The organism is Acidobacteriota bacterium (genome assembly GCA_016196035.1).
Taxonomy (GTDB): Bacteria; Acidobacteriota; Blastocatellia; order RBC074; family RBC074; genus JACPYM01.
Genome location: JACPYM010000010.1, coordinates 77,600 through 97,732, shown reverse-complemented (window position 1 = coordinate 97,732; position 20,133 = coordinate 77,600). Strand labels below are relative to the sequence as shown.

12 protein-coding genes are annotated in these 20,133 nt (G+C 55.7%); 6 read left to right on the top strand and 6 right to left on the bottom strand.

Annotated elements, in window-relative coordinates; all coding sequences use genetic code 11:
* Positions 1-70: 70 nt before the first annotated feature.
* The 3 genes from HY011_04125 to HY011_04115 all read left to right on the top strand — a co-directional run bounded on the left by HY011_04125 (position 71) and on the right by HY011_04115 (position 6,881).
* Positions 71-3,646: a carboxypeptidase regulatory-like domain-containing protein gene (locus HY011_04125; GenBank protein MBI3422101.1), complete on the top strand. Its 3,576-nt coding sequence runs from the start codon at positions 71-73 to the stop codon at positions 3,644-3,646.
* 215 nt (positions 3,647-3,861) lie between these two features.
* Positions 3,862-5,640, top strand: coding sequence for a SulP family inorganic anion transporter (locus HY011_04120; GenBank protein ID MBI3422100.1), 1,779 nt, complete (start codon positions 3,862-3,864; stop codon positions 5,638-5,640).
* Between the two features lie 32 nt (positions 5,641-5,672).
* The gene (locus HY011_04115) at positions 5,673-6,881 is read left to right on the top strand and encodes a pyridoxal phosphate-dependent aminotransferase (GenBank protein ID MBI3422099.1); all 1,209 of its coding nucleotides are present in this window, start codon (positions 5,673-5,675) and stop codon (positions 6,879-6,881) included.
* Positions 6,882-7,019: 138 nt separating this feature from the next.
* Here the strand turns inward: HY011_04115 and HY011_04110 are convergent, their stop codons facing one another.
* Positions 7,020-7,808, bottom strand: a complete 789-nt coding sequence (locus HY011_04110) for a 3-oxoacyl-ACP reductase FabG (GenBank protein MBI3422098.1) — start codon at positions 7,806-7,808, stop codon at positions 7,020-7,022.
* A 267-nt stretch (positions 7,809-8,075) separates the two neighbouring features.
* Here HY011_04110 and HY011_04105 point away from each other — a divergent pair, with 267 nt between their 5' ends.
* From HY011_04105 to HY011_04095, 3 genes are all read left to right on the top strand, one after another.
* A complete protein-coding gene (locus HY011_04105) occupies positions 8,076-13,298 on the top strand; it encodes a GAF domain-containing protein (GenBank protein ID MBI3422097.1) in 5,223 nt (1,740 codons plus the stop codon).
* Between the two features lie 115 nt (positions 13,299-13,413).
* Positions 13,414-14,388 carry a response regulator gene (locus HY011_04100; GenBank protein ID MBI3422096.1) on the top strand — a complete coding sequence of 325 codons (975 nt, stop codon included), beginning with the start codon at positions 13,414-13,416 and terminating at the stop codon, positions 14,386-14,388.
* A 16-nt stretch (positions 14,389-14,404) separates the two neighbouring features.
* On the top strand, positions 14,405-15,676 hold the full coding sequence (locus HY011_04095; GenBank protein ID MBI3422095.1) for a CHAT domain-containing protein: 1,272 nt from the start codon (positions 14,405-14,407) through the stop codon (positions 15,674-15,676).
* 23 nt (positions 15,677-15,699) lie between these two features.
* Here HY011_04095 and HY011_04090 read toward each other — a convergent pair whose 3' ends face one another.
* The 5 genes from HY011_04090 to HY011_04070 are packed head-to-tail and all read right to left on the bottom strand — an operon-like array spanning position 15,700 to position 20,111.
* On the bottom strand, positions 15,700-16,086 hold the full coding sequence (locus HY011_04090) for a hypothetical protein (GenBank protein ID MBI3422094.1): 387 nt from the start codon (positions 16,084-16,086) through the stop codon (positions 15,700-15,702).
* A 52-nt stretch (positions 16,087-16,138) separates the two neighbouring features.
* The gene (locus HY011_04085; protein MBI3422093.1) at positions 16,139-17,320 is read right to left on the bottom strand and encodes a thiolase family protein; all 1,182 of its coding nucleotides are present in this window, start codon (positions 17,318-17,320) and stop codon (positions 16,139-16,141) included.
* 32 nt (positions 17,321-17,352) lie between these two features.
* The gene (locus HY011_04080; protein ID MBI3422092.1) at positions 17,353-17,994 is read right to left on the bottom strand and encodes a DJ-1/PfpI family protein; all 642 of its coding nucleotides are present in this window, start codon (positions 17,992-17,994) and stop codon (positions 17,353-17,355) included.
* Positions 17,995-18,045: 51 nt separating this feature from the next.
* Positions 18,046-19,299 carry a DNA adenine methylase gene (locus HY011_04075; GenBank protein ID MBI3422091.1) on the bottom strand — a complete coding sequence of 418 codons (1,254 nt, stop codon included), beginning with the start codon at positions 19,297-19,299 and terminating at the stop codon, positions 18,046-18,048.
* Positions 19,296-20,111 carry a hypothetical protein gene (locus HY011_04070; GenBank protein MBI3422090.1) on the bottom strand — a complete coding sequence of 272 codons (816 nt, stop codon included), beginning with the start codon at positions 20,109-20,111 and terminating at the stop codon, positions 19,296-19,298. Before HY011_04070 ends, HY011_04075 begins: the two co-directional genes overlap by 4 nt.
* Positions 20,112-20,133: the final 22 nt, after the last annotated feature.

Sequence of the window (20,133 nt, the reverse complement as noted above, 5' to 3'; positions counted from 1 at the left end):
GTGAGCTTGGCGGCCTGTCGCGGGGTCTTCTTCAACTTCCGTCTCGTTACGATCAGGAAGGAGTGCGCGAATGCTAGCAAAACCTGTTTGCGCGGGCAAAACATTGACCCGTGTTACCACGATTCTTCGGCACATTTTTTTCAATCCCTACTTACAAACCCTGACCCGTTTGTGTTTGGGCTGCGCGCTGCTTTGCGGCGGCGCGACCGTGGGCCTGGGACAATCCTTTCAGGGCAGCCTGCGCGGCGCGGTGCATGACAATTCAGGCAGCGCGCTCCCCGGTGCGACGCTCACGTTGCTCAACGAAGCGACACAGATTGCGCGCACGACCGTCGCCAACGAAGCGGGCGGCTATGTTTTCGAGCGCGTTGACCCTGGCAAATACAAGATCACGGTGACGCGGGCGGGCTTCAAGAAGGTTGACCGCACCGGCATCCTGGTTGAGACGCAACAACAAATCACGCTTGATCTGGCGCTGGAAATCGGCGACGTAGCCGAGACCGTCGTCGTCACCGATGAAGTGCCCTTGATCGAATCGGCCAACGCCTCTGTCGGACAGGTCATCAGCAAACAGTTCTTGAGTGATCTGCCCAATTCGGGGCGCAATCCGTTTTCGCTCGCCGCCATCTCGCCGAACTACATTCCGGCGGGCAACCCAACCTTCAATCGCCAACAGGATCAAAGCGGTTCGTCGCAAATTTCGCTCGCGGGCGGCCCGGTGCGCGGCAACAACTATTTGCTGGACGGCGTGCCCATTGCCGACATCGGCAACCGCGCGGTCATCATTCCCACCTTCGAGGCGATTCAAGAGTTGAAGATGCAGGTCAACAATTACGACGCCGAAGCAGGGCGCACGGGCGGCGGTGTCTTCAACGTGGCGGCGCGTTCCGGCTCGAATCAATTGCACGGCAGCCTATTCGGCTTCCTGCGCCCAAATCCGCTGCAAGCAAATAACTTCTTCAACAATCGCAACGGCATCAAACGGCCCGCTGCCGATTACGGGCTGTATGGCGGCTCCATCGGCGGCCCGGTTTACATTCCGAAAATTTATAACGGCAAGGACAAGACATTTTTCTGGATCGCGATGGAAGGCTATCGCATGCAGAGTTTCTTGAGCGAGACCTTCACCGTCCCGACCGATTTGGAACGCCAGGGCAATTTCTCGCAGACCAAGAACGGCGGGCTGCCTGTCGTGGTCTATGACCCGCTGACCACGCGCACGGTCAACGGGCAATTGGTGCGCGATGCCTTCGCTGGCAACATCATTCCGACCAACCGGCAAGACCCGGTCGGACGCGCCCTGCTGCAATTCTTCCCGAAAGCCAATCGTCCAGGCGATGCGTCGGGGCGCAACAATTACGCAGCAACCAGCACGCTGAACGACCGCGCCGACCAGCAGACATTCAAGCTCGATCACAACTTCGCCAGTTGGTACAAAGCTTCGGCGGCGTACCTGCGTTATGGCAGCCGCGAGCCGGTGGCCGATTATTACCAGAACATCGCCAACCCGGGCGGCAGCCTGCTCTTCCGCAATGTGGACGCGCTGGCTGTCAACAATATCTTCACGCTGAATGACACGACTATCTTGAGCGTGCGTTACGGCTACAACACTTTCGATGACAACGTAAACACGGTCAGCGCGGGCTTCGATCCGGCGCAATTGGGGTTTGTGTCGAGTTACGTCAATCAAATCGCGTTCAAGAAGTTTCCCGCCATCGGCACGGGCGGCGCTTATGGTTCGCCCTCGCAAGGTTCGCTCGGTTCCGCCGCGCCGAATCAGCGCCGCTGGTATTCGCACAACTTCCTGACCGGCGTGTCAAAGCTGCTGGGGCGGCACAGCCTGAAAGCGGGCTTCGATTACCGCAAACTCTCGCTGGAGTTTTACAACATCGGGCAGGCGAGCGGCTCCTTCACCTTCACGCGCGGCTTCACGCAAGGGCCGAATCCGAACGCCGCCACAACGGCGGGCGGCAATGAATTGGCTAGCATGCTGCTCGGCACAGCTTCGGCTGGCAGCACGCAACTGGTCACGCCGTTGTCGGTTTACGTCAACTATTTCGGCGGCTATGTGCAGGACGATTTCCGCCTGTCGCAAAAACTGACGCTCAACTTTGGCATGCGCTACGAATACGAAAAGGGCTTGCAGGAACGCGCGGATCACATCACGGTCGGCTTCGATCCTTCGGCAGCATTTCCGGTGCAGCCTGCCGGGTTGGGCGTCAAAGGCGGCTTGCTCTTCGCGGGCGTGAATGGCGCGCCGACGCAGCAAGTGCGCCCGCAAAAGAACAAATTCGGCCCGCGCATCGGGTTCGCCTACACGCTAAATAACAAGACCACGTTTCGCGGCGGCTACGGCATCTTGTGGGCGCCCGCGATCTTCAGCCTAGGCCCGACGGTGGATGGCTACGGCGCGCTGGGCTTTTCGGCCATCACGAATATGGTCACCTCGAACGATGGCGGGCTGACGCCAGCCAATTACCTGTCGAACCCATTCCCGAGCGGTTTGCTCAAACCAACCGGCAGTTCACTGGGGTTGTTGACGCAGGTCGGCCAGAACGTCTCGTTTGTGGATCAAAACCGCCAAGCTGCCTACGTGCAGCAATACTCGCTCGACATTCAGCGCGAATTGCCCGGCAACATCGCGTTGACGGTCGGCTATGTCGGCTCGCGCGGCACCAACCTGCAAATCGGCGGCATCAACAACGGCGCGCTCAACATCAACCAACTCGCGCCGCAATTCATGTCGCGCGCCGATTTGCAGACGCGCGTGACCAATCCGTTTTTCGGCACCCCGGCGGGCGTCGGCATCCTGAGTTCGGCGACCGTCGCGCAAGCCCAACTGCTGCGTCCGTTCCCGCAATTCGGCGACGTGCTCATGCTGGGCGCGAGCGGCGGCAATTCGTTTTACAACGCAGCGACCATCAAAGCGCAGAAACGTTTCTCAAAAGGCTTCTCGTTTCTGACGGCATATACCTTCAGCAAACTGCTCGACAACATCACGGGCAATGGCAACTTCTTCGCGCCCGACAACACGTCGAGCGTGATTGACACCTACAACCGCGCGCGCGATTACGGGCTGTCGTCGGTGGACACGCCGCACCGTTTCACCGTCAGTGGCACATACGAACTGCCGTTCGGCAAGAACAAGTCATTACTGGCGGGTGCCAACGGTGTGGTGGATCGTCTGGTCGGCGGCTGGCAGTTGAACAGCATCGTCACCTATCAAAGCGGCTTTCCGCTTTCGCTCACACAACAAGTCAACAACACGAACGCCTTCAGTTTAGGCCAACGCCCAAACATCGTGCTGGGGGTTGATCCGGCAACGTCCGGCTCAGTCAGCCAGCGCATTGACGGCTATCTGAATGCGGCGGCCTTCAGCGCGGCGTCGGCCAACACCTTCGGCAATGCGCCGCGCACGATTGGCGTGCGTTCGCCGATGACGCGGAATTGGGACCTGTCGGTGCTCAAGAACACGCGCATCGTCGAGGGCTTCAATGCGCAGTTCCGGCTGGAAGCGGTCAACGCTTTCAATACGCCGGTGTTCCGCGCGCCAAACACGCAGGTGGGTAATCCGAACTTCGGACGCATCACCTCGCAAGCCAACTTCGCGCGCGTTGTGCAAATCAGCTTACGGCTGATGTGGTAACCAGAGATGAGCTCACGGTCGTTCGTAGTTCCGCCTTTAGGCCAATGAGGTTGAATTAAGCAATTCGCGCTGGGCTGTCCGACAAGCTGCCAGCTTGTCGAGTATTGGCGAATGCAGTAGGGGCCGAGCCCGGCGACAAGCTGGCAGCTTGTCGGACAACGCTAATTCAACCTCATTGGCCTAAAGGTGGGACTACAAACAAATTCAGCAAGAGTATGACCAAGCAAGCTGCAAACTGTACGGGGCGCGCGTTGGAAGAGCCGATAATCGTGTCGGCCACCCAGCGTGCGCCCCAAATACGCCAATACTTCCAACGACGCTTCAACAGCGCCGTGAGCGCGCTGACCACCAGTTGGCGCGGTGATTTTTTCGGCGGCACGATTGCCGCGTTGATCGCGGTTCCTTACGGCATGGCGCTCGCCATCGCCATCGGCTTGCCGCCCGAAGCTGGTCTTTACACTTCGATCATCGGCGGTTTCATTTCGGGGATGCTTTCGGATGCGCCCATCGTCGTGGGCGGGCTTTCGGCGACGGTGGTGCCGGTGCTGGCGAGTCTGGTCAAAACGCACGGCATCGGCGCGGCGCTGGCGGCGGGCGCGTTGAGCGGCGTGCTGATGGTGCTGATCGGTGTGCTGCGGCTAGGCCGGTTCTTTCGCTACTTGCCGCAATCGGTGGTCGCGGGTTTTACCAGCGGTCTCGGGCTTGTCATCGTTTCCTCACAACTCAAAGTCGTTTTTGGCGTCAAACCACAGCCCGTAAGTTTCGATCTCGGCATCATTGATGATTGCTGGGCCGTCTTGCGTGTGGCAACGCACAGTGACCCGCACGCGCTGAGTATCACGGCGCTCGTGATCGGCGCGATGTTCCTGCTGCCGCTTTGGAAACCGAATTTCCCTGCTTCGTTGGTCGCAGTGGTCGGCGCTTCGCTGGCCGCGAAGCTTTCCGGCTGGGCCTTGCCATTGGTCGGCGCGTTGCCCGACAGCTTTCCGCATCCCAGCTTGAACGCGCTGGATTTTTCCGCCTTCTCGGCGTTGCTGCATCCGGCCTTTGCGCTCGCGGGACTCATCACGATCAATCAACTGCTCACCGTCGTCGTCACTGACCGCTTGCAAGAAGCTAGCGGCGAAGTCCGCTTCAATCGTGAACTGGTCGCCCAAGGTTTAGCCAATGTCGTTTCTCCCTTCTTTGGCGCGCCGCCCGGTGTGGCGATGCTGGCGCGCACCGTGGCCAGTCATCGCGCGGGCGCGGTCACGCGCTGGTCGGTGCTGGCACATAGCGGTGTGTTGCTGCTCTTTCTGTTGCCGCTACGCAATTTGATCAGCCAGATTCCGCTGGTCGTGTTGGCCGCCGTGACGGTCGCGGTCGGGCTGCAACTGGTCGGCTGGGAACGCTTCCGCGCTTTGCGGAAAACAGATCGGCTGGATGCGGTGCTCTTTCTGCTGACTTTCGGCTTGGTGATTATCAGCGATTTGATCGTCGGCGTCGGCGTCGGTTCAATTCTGGCAATGCTGTTCTTTGTCGAACGCGCTGCGCAATCCACCCAATTACAAGCAGTCATGCCGCAGAGCGAACCACCTGCGGTGAGCACGGGCGACACGGGCGCGCTCACCGCCTGCCTGCAATCCGAGATGCAAATGTACCGGCTGACCGGGCCGCTCTTCTTTGCGTCCAGCGAAAAGGTGCTCAAACGCTTGTTGCGCGAAGTGACCGCGCAAACGCTCGTCCTCGACCTGACCGAAGCGCGCCCGATTGATTCGGAAGCAGCGGCCTGTTTGAAACAACTCGCCCAACGGCAGCGCGAACGCGGCGGCGAATTGCATTTGATCGGCCTGGATCAAACGCTGCGCGCCGCCTTTGACCAACCCGATTTACTGGCCGCCGTCGGCACCATCGTTTATAGCGATGCCCGTCCCGACGCGGCTCCACTTTCCACACTCGTTTCAACTCCAATGGCACTTCCCACGGCTGCGCCCCGCGCGTCAGCTTCTGCTTAAACCGGTAGTCAATCTCAGGAGGACTTGCGACTATGAACCCTGCTCAAAACGCTACTCGAAGTAACCCGCAACCAACCATACTTTCGCGCCGTTCATTTGGACGCGCCGCTGCTTTGCTCACCGCAGGCGCGGCCCTGCCCTGGTACAGCGAGGCCAATCTGGCTTACGCCCAACTTTCCAAAACCGGCCCGATTCCCGCCGATGCGGTCAAGATCAACGCCAACGAAAACCCGCTCGGCCCTTGCCCCGAAGCCATCGAAGCGATGACCAAGGCGCTCAAAGGCGGCGGGCGATACTCTTACGAACTGACGGATGAATTCGCCAAGACGCTAGCCGATCAGGAAGACCTCGACGCCGATTATGTGCTGCCTTTTCCTGGGTCGAGCGACCCGTTGCATCGCGTCACGCTGGCCTATACCTCAAAAGAAAAACCACTGGTGATGGGTGATCCCGGCTACGAAGCGCCAACCCGCGCCGCGCAATTCATCGGCGCGAAAGTCATAAAAGTGCCCCTTACCGAAAAAACCGCCTATCACGATGTCAAAGCGATGGTGAAAGCCGCGCACGAAAACAAGGCCGGCGTGATTTACATCTGCAACCCGAACAACCCCACCGGCACGATCACGCCGCGCGCCGACATCGCCTGGGCCATCGCCAACAAACCCGAAGGCTGCGTCATCCTGCTCGACGAAGCCTACATTCACCTGAGCGACGAAGCCTTCGCCAGCGATTTCGTCTCGATGGACAAGGACGTCATCATCCTGCGCACGTTCTCGAAGATTTATGGCATGGCTGGTTTGCGTGCCGGTGCCGCGATTGCGCGTCCCGACCTGTTGGCCAAGCTGAAAAATTATGGCGCGGGCGCCTTGCCCGTCACCGGCATGGTTGCCGCCACAGCCAGCCTGAAAGCCAAGACGCTGGTGGCCGAACGTCGCAAACTGATCAAAGACGTCCGCGAAGACGTCTTCAGCTTTCTCGACAAGAACGGCTTTGCCTACCTGCCCTCGGTCAGCAACTGCTTCATGCTGGATGTGAAAATGCCCGCCAAGCGGTTTATGAAAGCGATGCAGAAAGAGAAGATTTATGTCGGACGCGCCTGGGCAGTCTGGCCGACGCACTCGCGCATCACGATCGGCACCAAAGAAGAGATGGCCAAATTCAAAACGGCGCTGGTCAAAGTGATGAATAGCGGCGGCAGCGTGGCGCAAAACGTCGGCAGTGTCACGGGTGGCTACGATTAAGCGGCGCGCCCGAAGTTTCTTTGTTGTGTTCTCTCAATAGCTGGTTTTCCGGTAGTGAAAACAAAGGGGCGATGAATCATCGCCCCTTCTTTTTCTAGCCGATTCAGCCTTCGGTAATCACGGCTCTTACATCTCAGCCTACTGCGCCGTCCACCCGCCATCCACAAACAGCGCACTGCCCGTCACATAAGCCGATGCATCCGAAGCCAGAAACAACGCCAGCCCGGCAATCTCGTGCAACTCGCCCCAGCGGCCCGCCGGAATGCGCGCGATGAAATCTTTGTATTTGGCCGGATCATTCAGCAATTGTTTGTTCATGTCGGTGGCAAACGGTCCGGGACAAATGGCGTTGACCGTTACGCCTTGCGCCGCCCATTCCAGCGCCAGCGTCTTGGTCAGCCCCAGGATGGCCGCTTTCGAGGTCGCATACGAAGTGCGTTGCGGCAACGAAATGACCGACATGATCGAACCCAGGTTGATCACGCGCCCCCAGCCACGCGCTGCCATCGGCACGCCAAAGACCTTGGTGCATAGAAACGAAGCGGTCACGTTCGTTTGCATCACGGTGCTGAAATCGGCTTCGGCAATCTCGGCAATTGGGCCGCGAATGTTGATGCCCGCGTTGTTGATCAAAATATCCACGGGGCCAAGCGCGGCTTCGATTTCCGTTGCGAGCCGCTGCAAATCGGTTTCTTGCGTCACGTCAACGGCGAAGGCAGCAATACGGCGGCCCGTCGCGGCAGCAATTTCATCCGCCGCCTGCCGACAATCGCTGAGCGTGCGTGCAGCAATCGCCACATCCGCGCCCGCCTCGGCCAACGCTTGGGCCATCACACGGCCCAGGCCTTTTGAGCCGCCCGTGACCAGCGCACGGCGGCCGTCGAGGCGGAATAAATCCAAGACATGTCTTTGTGTACCATCCGGCATTTGCATCCGTTTTTTGCTCCTGATTTTGGGTTGGTTTGTTGCGGCGAAAATGTAGCTTGCTTTGCTGGCTTTGACCAGTCAGGTTCGGCAACGACACAGTAGCCGTAGCCTGACACTCAGGTTTTCTACCCTGAAAAGCAGGTTTTTTTACCTTGCCCCGCAGCTTCATAATGAGGCATTATCCGCCCCGCCCACGAAAGAGGCATCCCCTCACCAGCAGTTTCACGAATTCATAGCAGTCCCCAGAAACCCTATGCCAGAAATCCTATGAACGAGCAGCACATGCCTCGCCTCGCACAACTGATCAAACTCAGCACGGCCATCCTGGCCAGCCAAAGCCCGCAACAGGTGTTGCAGGCTACTTGTCAGGCGGCTGTCCAATTTTTTGAGGTGGGGCACTGCGGCTTTGTACTCTTTGATGAGCGGTTGGAAACTGGACGCGTCTATGCCGAATTCCCAGACTTGGGCGAAGTCGGGCGCGTGATTCCCGTGCGCGGGGCGGCAGCGGCGGAGCGCTTCGTCACGTTGCGCGAACCGCTTGTGATCGGCGACGTAACGGCGGATCAACCGCTTGGTGCGGGGCGCGAGATATTGCTTAATCAGGACATTCGCTCGACCTTGCTTGTTCCAGTCATCTATCAAGGGCGGCTGCTCGGTTCGCTCGGCCTGGATAGTGTTGGGCGAACACGCGAATTCACGGCGGTTGAGGTTGAGTTATGCCGCAGCCTGGCAGAACAGGCTGCGACGGCGTTGGAGATAGCACAGGCGCTGGAACAAGCCAGAAAACAAGCTGAAGTCTTGGAAAAAGGACAGGCCAGAATCAGCGATCTCGCCCGACTCAAAGATGACTTAGCCAATGTGATTGATAATGGCCCGACCGGCGTGATTGCCGTAGATCAGTCAGGACGGATAGTCGTTCTTAACCGGCAGGCTGAAAAAATCATTGGCTATCGCGCCGCTGACGTGCTGGGTGCTGAAGTAACAATGCTGTATGTCGAGCCAGAGGAACCACGGCGGATTGGCGCGAAGCTGCACCAGAGCGAAGCAGGCAGGCTTACAGAATACGATACCTTCATGCGACACCGCGATGGAGAGAGCGTACCAATTCGGTTGACGGCTTTCTGGCTTTACAACGCCCGCGGGCAGCGTTGTGGCAGCGTCGGTTATTTTGATCACACCTTGCGTCACCTGGCCGACCGGCATGCGCTCTTGCTGGAAGCCCCGACCCTGGTCGAGCGGGAAGACGGATTACCTATGTTGGCTGAAAAAATGCTGCGCGCTTTGCCACACACGTTCTGCCGCATTTTGTTGTTGGACGAGCATAACCAAATGCTGCGGGTAGTTGCCGCCTGCCTCAATGCGAATATCAATGGCGGGCTGCAATGGCAGGAAGGCGCATGGCAAAGCGTGAAATTTAATGACTGGCCCGGGTTGATAGACGTGCTCAACCGCACGCAACCGCTGTTGTTGCGAAGTGCTGAAATACGTCAGCAGCAAATACTGAAAAAGATTTCAGCGGCGCTCAATATACGCCATCCGCTTCAGGCGTTGCTGATCGTACCGTTGCACTTAGACGAGCAGTTGGTCGGGTTCCTCGAAATTGGCGAACACCGATCCGCTGCGCCCCACCAATTCACGGCCGGGGATCGCGACTTAGTCACCCGCGTTGCCACACAGATTACGGCACCACTGCTCATCAATCGCCGCAAGGAAGAGTTGATCCGTTTGCATCAGGCCACGCTGGAGATGGCGGAAGAACTCGATTTACCGCAGCTTGAGCAAAATCTGGTCAAGCTAGCTAAGGATATTTTGCGCGCTGATGCCACACTCTTTTTGCGCTATGAATATGCTCACGATCGTTTTGTTCCCCAGGAGATGATGAACGTAGGGGTACCACCAGCGATTTGGGAACAATTCGCTGCCGACCCACCGCGCCCAACCAAATTGACCAAAGAGGCCATCAAACTGGGCTACCTCCTTATCCCTGATCTAAAGCAAGTCGCACCGGAAATGTTTCAGGCTGAGCATCGAAAATGGTTTGAGGAGATGGAGATGGTCAGTCTGGAAGTAATAGCCTTGAAAGTCCGCGAGGAACCAGTTGGTTTTTTGTTGGCAGGCTATCGCACCACACGCGTTTTCGGTGAGGCACATAAACAACTGGTTGAAAGTTTTTCAACGGCTGCCGCGCTGTCGCTCAAAAAAGCCGTGCTGTTTGCGCAAATCAAGCAATCCACCGAGATCGCTACCACCATCGCCCAGGCAACGGCACACGGCAAGCGCACTGAGGTCTTGACCGCCATTGCGCAGAAAACCAGAAATATCATCCGGTGCGATGCGGTGACGTTGTATGTCTACAACCCGCTTATCCAACGACTTGAATACCCGCCTACAACTGATGGACTGTCTTACCCGAAAGAAGCCACCACCGGTCAACACCCCAGCCAACTCGTCCGCGATTCGCTATGGCGTGCGGCTCCTGAACTGATTGAGGATGTGACGGCCAATGCAAAATTCAAAGACACCCCGTTCGCTCATCGAGAAGGCATCAAGTCGCTGGCAGTGTTTCCGCTGAAAGCCGCCGGGCAGACGATTGGGGTAATGTTTGCGAACTATCGCTCTCGCCATGTGTTTACCGATGAGGAAGTCGCCAACATTCAGTTGTTCGCCGATCAGACAAGCACCGTAATTTTTAATGCTCAGTTTTATCTCCCTACTGTCCGACAAGCCAAAGTGCTGGAAGGATTGTTGGAGGCCGGGAAAGCTATAACCCGCAGCCTGCAACTACCAGAAACCTTGCGGGCCATTTCCGATCAGGCTTTGCAAATGTTTCGCGGAGCCGACCAATACCATCAGTGCTTCACGCACATTGTCGAACTTAAAGATGACACTCTTTCTTTTGTTGCTGCCAGCCCGGCAGAGGAACTTCATAAATTACGCGCGGAGATGGCGCTGGTGAATCTGCCCCGACCAGAAGAGCGTATCGGCATCAACGGGCTGGTAGCTAAAACCGGCCAGGTGAAAAATGTCGGTGATGTGCAAAGCGACCCCGATGTGTTTCGTCCGCGTCTTTACATCAATTCGCAATTGTCAGTTCCGCTTTTCATTGGTGAGCGTGTTATGGGCGTACTCACCATCGAACACCCTGACCGCGAAGCATTTGATGAGGAAGACGAGAAACATGCGGAAGCGCTAGCTGCTCAAGCTGCGCTTGCCCTTCAAAATGCTCGCGCACACGCCTTGGTCAACGAGCATAAGGCACGTTTGGATTTGCTTCACCATGCCACACAGGTGCTGGACAATAAGTTGAAATTGTCGGAAACCCATCAGGCCATTGTCGAAGAGGCACGGAAACTGGTCAGCGCTGATTTCGCCGTTCTCTGGGTTTTTGATCAAGGACAGAACCAGTTCATATCAGATAACCCTATCGTTGCTGGCGGTTCGCCTGATTTGCTGACCAAACTGAAAGCTGACCCACCTCAACCGAGGCGCACATCTTACACGTTGTTAGAGCGGGGATGGATGGCCGAACCAGACCTCGAATCCGCTGAGTCATCTATGTCAGTAGAAACACGCGCTCGCTTTATGGGTTATGGCATCAAAAGTTTTCAGGGCGTGGCGCTCAAGGTCGGGGACGAGGCAGTGGGCGTGCTTTACCTGCACTATCGTGAACCGCGCCGGTTCGAGCAATATGACCAGCATTTGCTGGAAAGCTTTGCCGCCTTTGCCGCACTCTCGCTACGAAAAACAGGATTGTTACAGCAAATTAGCGACGAACAGGAAACCGCCCGCAAGGTGACTGAGCTGACGGCGCTCGCTAAATCTGATTTCCTTTCTCAAGTTGTTGAGGCCACCAGAGAGAGAATCAATTGCGACGTCATTGTGCTTTACTCCTACGACCCCGACACGAAACGGCTGAATCCTGAGCCATTCAACATTGGGGTTCGTGAACCGGAAAAAGCACGCTTCGGCATACACATGGCTGGCCCGAAAAGCCCTATTGTGCATGGAATGCTGGAGAAGCGGGAATTATATGTAATCGAAGACGTCAGTCAGGACGAACTCTTTCACCACTCGCGTTTCGCGGCTGAGGAAGGGATTCAATCGCTTGCCGTTGCACCGCTCCTCACTACCGCAGGCAATGTCGGAGTGATGTTTTTCAACTATCGTTACCCGCACCGCTTCACCGAAAACGAAACCACTCGTATCAAGCATTTTGCCAGCCAGGTCGCGATTGCCGTGCGTAACTGGCAACTGCTGGCAAAGGCGCAAAAACGTGCTGACGTGCTAACCGGGCTGTTCAACGCCACGAAGGAGGTGATGCGGGATGTGGATGATGTGGAGAAAACTTTACGAGTAATTTCGGAACAGGCCTTACAGATTGTCGGCGCTTGCGCGGATAAGGGGTGCTTCAGCCATATCGGCGTTATCGAAGAAACTGGCTTACTTAATTTCGTTGCAGCCAGCTCAGAAGAGATTAGGCGGCAGCTTAAACCCGAATCGGTACTCCCTTCCTTTGATGAATCACCAACTGGGCGGCCTCGCGGAATACCGCAACGCGCGGTGAAGACCAGAAAAACGCAAAACGTTTTCGATGTAAACAAGGACCCTGACTACTATGTGCTCAAGTCAGAAATCAATTCACAACTTTCTGTCCCGCTTATTCTTGAGAATGAGCAGCAAGAGCGGCTGGTCGTTGGAGTCCTTACTATCGAGCATCCCGACCTTGCGGCGTTCAGCGAAGAGGATGAAAGAAATGTTGAGAGTCTGGCGGCGCAAGCCGCTATCGCAGTTCGGAACGCTCGCCGGTATCAGGCATTGAAACGCGCTCAGAGCCTAGCTTGGATGGGCATCGGCAGTGCAACGCAACGCCACACCATTGCCAATCGCGCCATCAGCTTGAGTATGGAGGCCGCATCACTCCAACAAGAATTGGAGCGTCAGCAATTGGGTGATGAAATCATTGCGCGCACCGCGAAGCTCCGTCGTCACGCTGACCAACTTAAGCAAATGCCCGCCTTGCCATCACTCACTACCGCAGAAGGCAGACAGCGCATCAAGTTGAACGATTTTCTAGCAAAGCAAGCTGAGAAATGGAGGGCTTATGGTTACTATCCTGATGTGTCACTCCAACTTGATCTGCAAGCATACGTAGATGCAACCATTACTGTCAGCCCAGAATGGTTGGAACAAGCACTCAGTACGCTGGTGGATAACGCGATGGCGGCTACGGAAGGGCGGCCTAAACGCAAGGTGTCTATTGGCAGCCGGAATGTGAGTGGGCTGGCAGAAATTTTTGTTACCGACAACGGGTTCGGAATCCCGCCAGAAATCCGCATCCTGATTCTTCGTGAACCAATCAGAAAGTCACGCGGTCGCGGCATGGGATTGCTCATCGCACGGTTGATTGTCGATACCTACGACGGCCAATTGCGTTGTACCCATACTGGTGATGACGGTACGACGATGATGATTTCGCTACCACTATGCTGAGACTGCTTGCCCCTGCATTGCGGCAGCTTTATAGTCGCGCGGCTTTCGCTGAGAACCAACGCTTGCCGCGAGCTTTCATCAGGCACAAAAAAGGATAAATGAAGGAGCATTCGAAATGCCAAAGCAACTGATCCTGCTAGCTGAAAATAATGACGAATTCCGTGAGCAAGTTGTTGCACTGCTTGAAGAGCATGGTTACGAAGTCGCCCAAGCCACATCGCCAGGGCAAGCTCGTGAGATTGCCCAGCAACGGCAGCATGAACTGGCGCTGGCGGTTTTCGACGTTCGGTTGAACGATGATCGGCAATCCCACGACTTCTCTGGTTTGCTTTTAGCTGAAACGACCTGTCAGAAACTGCCTAAAGTTATCATGAGCAGTTTTTCTGATGACCCTGATACGTACTTTGAAATCACGCGCCGTCTCACTGAGATTGCACAAAAGAGTTATCCGGCAACGGTACGTTTTTTGGACAAGCAAAAAATCTCCCCTAACCTGGACGGACATTCAGTCAATGGGAAGGGGCTGATTGACGAAATCCGCAGTGCGTTGGATGAGACGGCTCAAACTGAGCAGCAGCAGCAGGAGCAAGCTGACCAAAAGGTACGTGCCTTGTTCAGCAAGGAACTCATAACTGAAGTGCGCGGTGCCATCGCGGATGAACTCAAAGGTACGCTTCGTAGTGAGCCACTGGACAATTACGAAGGTTTCATTGTCGCCAGTCTTCACTCGCAGGGCAAGGAACTGTCACCGCAAGGCAAAGAACGGATATTGGCACTGGAAGCTGGTGCGGCGTGTGAGCTTCAGGTGCAATTGCTTTCGGAAAGACCTGCCACAGGCATGGCGGAAGCCGTTTTGATCAGGGGCGGGCAAACGGTAGACGAACCGACGTTCGATCTGGAAATAGAAATCGAGTCATCTTTCCCTGATGCCATTCGGAAGTCTGTCAAAGCGCCAGCCGACAAGCCTTCAGAAATAATAGAGCTTCCTTTTACTGCTCCTGTTGAAACTGGCGAACATGACGCTTCCGTTGGGGTTTATCAAAAAAATCGCCTGATTCAGTACTTGTCGTTTACCATTCAAATCGCATAGGAGGCGCTCCTCGGTCATGACGCAACCCATCCCCCTCGACACTGCGGCACAGGGCCGTCCTCTAACGATCAAGATCAAGATCAATGCCAAAGGGAGTAAGTGGGAGTTCTCACGCCCTAATTCCGCGCCTATTAAGATCAAACGACCCTTCAATCAAGCTCGTCTATCCGAGTTGCGCGCAGGATTGCAGAAGTGCCTTGAGAAATTTCAGCGAACGCTTGCGCAACAACTCAAATGGCCGCTGCCTTCCGCCGAAGTCGATGAGGCGCTTTTGGAACTTCACGGATACACACGGGAAGTGAGTCTGGCACTTTTCGGGAAAAAGTGGTCGGGAGTAAAAGCCATTTTTCATGATACCTATGGAAGCGCGCCGCACCGGCAATCTGTTCCCCTGCTGGTTACGCTTCATGTGAAAGCGCCCGTGGGTGATCTCATCCCGCTGGAATATTTGCCGGTTTTTGACCCGGTAGACCAACAACTTGAATTTCCTTCTGCCTTTGACAATCGCGACCGACTGATGGCTTTCATACGTCGCTTTCTGGGTTTTGTTTTGGTGGTTGAACGAATTCCACCCAAGGCGCAACGTGGCATCGCGCCGTTTCTCGAAAGTAACCCTCAGTTACCCCTTAAATTTTTTCAGCATGCCGGATTTGCAGGGGTGAAAAAAGAGATCAAGTTTCTGGAGAAGCATCGTAAGGTTGAGTTGATTGGCCCTTGGCCAAAAGATGAGTTGCTGGACGAGGATGTTACTCAACATTTTGTCAAACACATCCATGATCCGTTTTTAAGGTTTACGGCACCGCGTGATTTGCGCTCCGATCAAATTCAACACTTCGCTTGCCATAGCGACACTACAAATGACAATGCGGAAGACCATTCGCTAACTTTGGCACACGCGCCAGAGTATTTGCGCCATGTCACGGTCAGAGAAATCAAACGCGTATACGCCTTACTAGGGTCGCCACCTGACTGCCAGGCTTTTCCGCTGATATTTTTCAACTCTTGTGGCAGCGCGCTCAGTCATCCACACAATCTCACGTCGTTCCTGAAATTCTTTTTGGAGGACAACGAAAATCGCGGCTTCATCGGTACGGAAGCTCCGATTCCTGATGAAGTAGCTTCCTTCTTTTCCATCGAGTTTTACCGCAAACTTTTGGACAATGCGTCACTCGCGATGGCGTTTCATCACGCGCGTTACGAACTGCTGCGGAAGTATAATAATCCGCTTGGCATTCTTTACACGCTTTATGCTGATCCCGACATTCGGTTAAAGGAACACTTCTCATGAAAAAACAACAGAGATTGCCACAATCATCCGCCCTCAATATCTTTGGCCGTGAAGACTATGACGGGGGACGGCTTCGCGTGGAGATCTTTTCGATCAGCTAAGCGAAATACGCTATGGGGATGGGGAAATAACCGCGGCAAAACTGGAACAATGCCTCCGCCAATTTCTTGAAGTATGCAAAGCGTGGTGCAAAAGACGCCGGGAAACTTCGGCGAGTTCTCGCTTGATACGATTTTCTTCACCGCTGAAGTCAGCGCGAAAGGCACGGTCCGCTTGCTCGGCACAAGCGGCGTGACCTTCATCTTGAAATGCACCTTACCCTCTACCAGCGGTGCTGATACAGCTACATCCAAGCCCGCCGACAATGCGGTGCCTCGCTGATTTGAGCGTTGCCGCGTGAATTGAGGCATGCGTTTGCGTCACGCCTGGGATCTCGCGCCAGCCATGACCGCAGTTTCAGTTTCAATTGCAGGTTTCGAACAAGCCCGCCGCGCCCTGCCCACCACCAATGCACATCGTCACCACGCCGAGCCGTGCGCTGCTACGCCGCATCTGATTCGCCAGCGTGCCGACCATGCGCGAACCGGTCATGCCAAACGGATGCCCAATCGAAACTGAACCTCCATTGACGTTGAGCTTGTCTTGCGAAATGCCGAGGAAGTCGCGGCAATAGACGACCTGCACGGCAAAGGCTTCGTTCAACTCCCACAGATCAATGTCATTGACCGTCAGGCCGTGGCGCTTGAGCAGTTTGGGCACAGCATAAATCGGCCCGATGCCCATCTCGTCCGGTTCGCAACCGGCGACGGCAAAGCCACGAAAGATCAGCTTGGGTTTAAGGCCCAAGGCGTCGGCACGTTCGCGCGACATCACGAGCGTGGCCGAAGCGCCATCCGACAGTTGCGACGAATTGCCCGCCGTCACACTGCCCTGCCCGCTCTCTTTGTCAAAGTGCGGTTTTAGGGCCAGCAAACCTTCCAACGTCGTGTCGGCACGATTGCATTCGTCACGGTCGCAGAGGTGTTCCTCGGTGCTGGCGATCTGGCCGGTCGCTTTATCGAGGATACCGCGCGTGACTTGCATCGGCACGATCTCGTCGTTGAAAAAACCTTCGGCCTGCGCGCGCGCCGTGCGTTGTTGGCTCATCAGCGAGTATTCATCCTGTACTTGGCGACTAATGCCATAGCGTTTGGCGACGACTTCGGCGGTATCGCCCATGACCATGTAAATACCGGGGTAATGTTCCTGAATCCACGGCTGCGGCTCAAAATCGCGCTTCATAAACGAGATGCTTTCGACGCCGCAGCCAATCGCGACGTCCGCGCCCTCGCGAATCTGCGCCGCCGCCATCGCAATCGCTTGCAAGCCGGATGAACAAAACCGATTGACGGTGGTCGCGGCGACCGAAGGCGGCAAGCCCGCCATCAACGCGCTGATGCGCGCGACGTTTTGCCCTTGCTGGCCGCTGGGTTGTGCGCAGCCGGCAATCACATCATCAATCTCGGCGGCAGTTTGCGGTGCACGTTCCAGCAAACTCTTGATCGCATGCGCCAGCAAATCGGCGGGCTTGGTCATGTTGAATGAACCGCGAAACGATTTCGCTAACGGCGTGCGCACGCTGTCAACGATTACGACTTCTCTCATGGTTTCTCCTATTCAGAATTGCAAATTTGAAATTACTGCCCTTGCAGAATGAAGCGGCTGCGCGCGCGCAACCGTTCGACAATCGCGGGCGGCGCTTTGCCCGGCGACCCGGCGTCAAATGGCGGTTGTGGGTCGTATTCGATGCCAAGCTGTATGGCTTGCGCGACGGCCTCACCACAAACGCGCGCCGCCAGCGTCAACGCCATATCAATGCCTGCCGAGACACCTGCCGCTGTGATGATCTTGCCTGCGATCACGACGCGCTGTTCGGTCGGCTCAGCACCCAATGCCCGCAATGCATCATAGGCCAGCCAGTGCGAAGTCGCTTTCAAGTCTTTCAGCAATCCCGCCGCACCCAACACCAGCGAACCTGTACAGACTGAAGCCGTCCATTTCGACGTTGCGTGCGCACGGCGCACCCAGTTCAAGACCTCTTCATCATCCATCAACGCCATCTGCCCTGGCCCCCCTGGCACAACGAAGATGTCGGGCGCTGGAACTTGCTTAAGCGTGTAATCGGCCACTAACGCCAAACTGCCCGTATCGTTGCGTAGCGGCCCGGCTTGTTTAGCGACCATTTTGATGGTCGCGCTGGGAATGCGGCTGAGCACTTCATATGGCCCGATGGCGTCGAGCGCGGTCAGCCGGTCGAATAACAAGATTGCAATTTCCATTCACTCCTCCTACGCGGGTCTTGGACAGGATTTACGGGATAACGATAAGGCTTATCGCCGCTCACCATTTTGCCATCGCCCGACCACATCGAATTCGACAAGCTCTTTTTTGGAGTTGCGCTTGCGAATCGCTTTGCACTCGATGTTACGAAAACCGAGCGCTGCCAGCATTTCGGCGTAAAGCAATTCGGTGGCGACTACTACACCGTAAAAGGTCGAATTGCCGACGATGTAATGAACTTCCGCGTCATGCGCAAGGACAGGCGGCAAGCCTTGAAAGTGCGCCCACATATCATCGAAATACTTGGCGACGTAATTTGCCAGCACGACGCCGCTCTTGTTGTCGGCGTGCGCGATCTGATCGAGTACGGCGCTAAGTCGTTCGCTCTTGAAATGTTCGTCAGCGCGTCGCCATTCAATCAAACGGCTGGTGGCAATACCCCAGGTTCCGCCAATCACTGTCCAATCCAGTTCCCCCGCGTTGCGCCCGTCTTGCAAGAAGCCGAGCCAATACATATAGGGACGCAACTCACGAATGTAAGACATGCGATTAGCATAAGGCGGCGAGGTGATGACTAAATCATACGCCCCTTGCACCACACTCGCGGGACGGCGCGAGTCACCGAGTGCGACAACGGCTTTGCCCACCGGGTTTTCAGCCGCGCCTTGCAAAACAAAGCGCACGTCTTTAGTAAACATTCCTGCCATGTCCAGATCGAAATCCAAGGCGAGTTGGGCGTCATCTTTGAACGACATGGATTGATGGTTGAATGCGACATTCGAGAGCGCAATCAGCGAGCGGCAAAAAGCCACTGACAGCAAATTGCGCACGGCGGTTCGCTCTTGGCTCACCGCCGAAATCGCGGCGCGCAGCAAACACAAAAAGTCGAGCGCCTTTGTCGTCCACCAACGCTCAATGTTGTGCAGCGGTGGCGCAGCGACCGGTTCAGTGGCTTTGCGCCGCACCAGATCAAGCGCACTGGCACAAGCGTTTTGTGCCGCCGATATTTCTTTGGGCGTGTAATGCGCCGTCTTCGTTTGAGCAAACCACACCAAAAAAGGATTGATGTCGGTGGTGACGCCTTCGTGTCCGTGATAGGCGGCGCTCAGGGCTGTGGTTCCGGTTCCACAGAATGGATCGAAGATGCGCTGTGATTGTTCATGTCCGGCCACGAGTTCTTCTACGATCTTCAATGAATAGGCGGGCGTGAGACGCAACCAACCATGTCTGCCGGTTTGGGTGTTGAACTTATACGTGTAATCCGCTCGTTGAAGGAGTCGTTCGCGTTCGAAGGCAGGTCTCATACGGCAGCCTCCGGCGTAAGCAATGCTTTGAGTACGGTATCAATTTCAGCACGCAGCGTCTGCTGATTACGTTGGAAGAAGGCCACGAGATCGTAGCCCACGACATCACGCATAAAATCGTAAGTCGAAGTCAAAGGGTCATTGACGCCTTCGATCCCAGTGAGTACGACCCATTTCTCAGCGCGATACCGCAGCAGAATGTCGCCATCAATTTGTGCGGAGAGAATGGCAGCACAAGGCAAGTAGGCTTTCGTATAAGCCGTCGCTGCGTTGGCAATATCGGCGTTCTGCCGCTTTGAGTCCTTGCTTTTATAGCCTTGCCGCACCTCAAACACCGTACCGGTCAAGGTCGAGAACACTTTCGGATCAATACCAAGGAGGGCCGAAGATTGCTTCATCCAGGCCTGAAAGCGTTTCCGCTTTGTTTCGTCTGCAATTTTTTCAAGTAAAACTCTTCCGTCCAGAGCAAGCGTGCGAGTCTTGCCACTGATAAGTGGCACTTCATAAGACCAAATAGTATCGGCATCATCTAGGCCAAGCGCGTCTTGTAACACAACGCGAAATAGCTTTTCACAACCGATACCAATTTGCCGATAAACGCTGGTCATCCCACCTGCCGCTTTGTGAGCAGCGTACATCAGCGGATTATCAAGACCAAACCAGCTATAAAATGGATCACCTTGATAAAGTTGCTGGAATTGCGGCAATGTCAGCCCAGTCCCTTTTGCCCCTTGACCGAATTTGGGCTTATACCGAGCACAAACGCGAAGAGGGTTCAGAATCAGTTCGAGATATTTAGCTTCATTTAGCATCTACAATCAGGCTCCATAGACC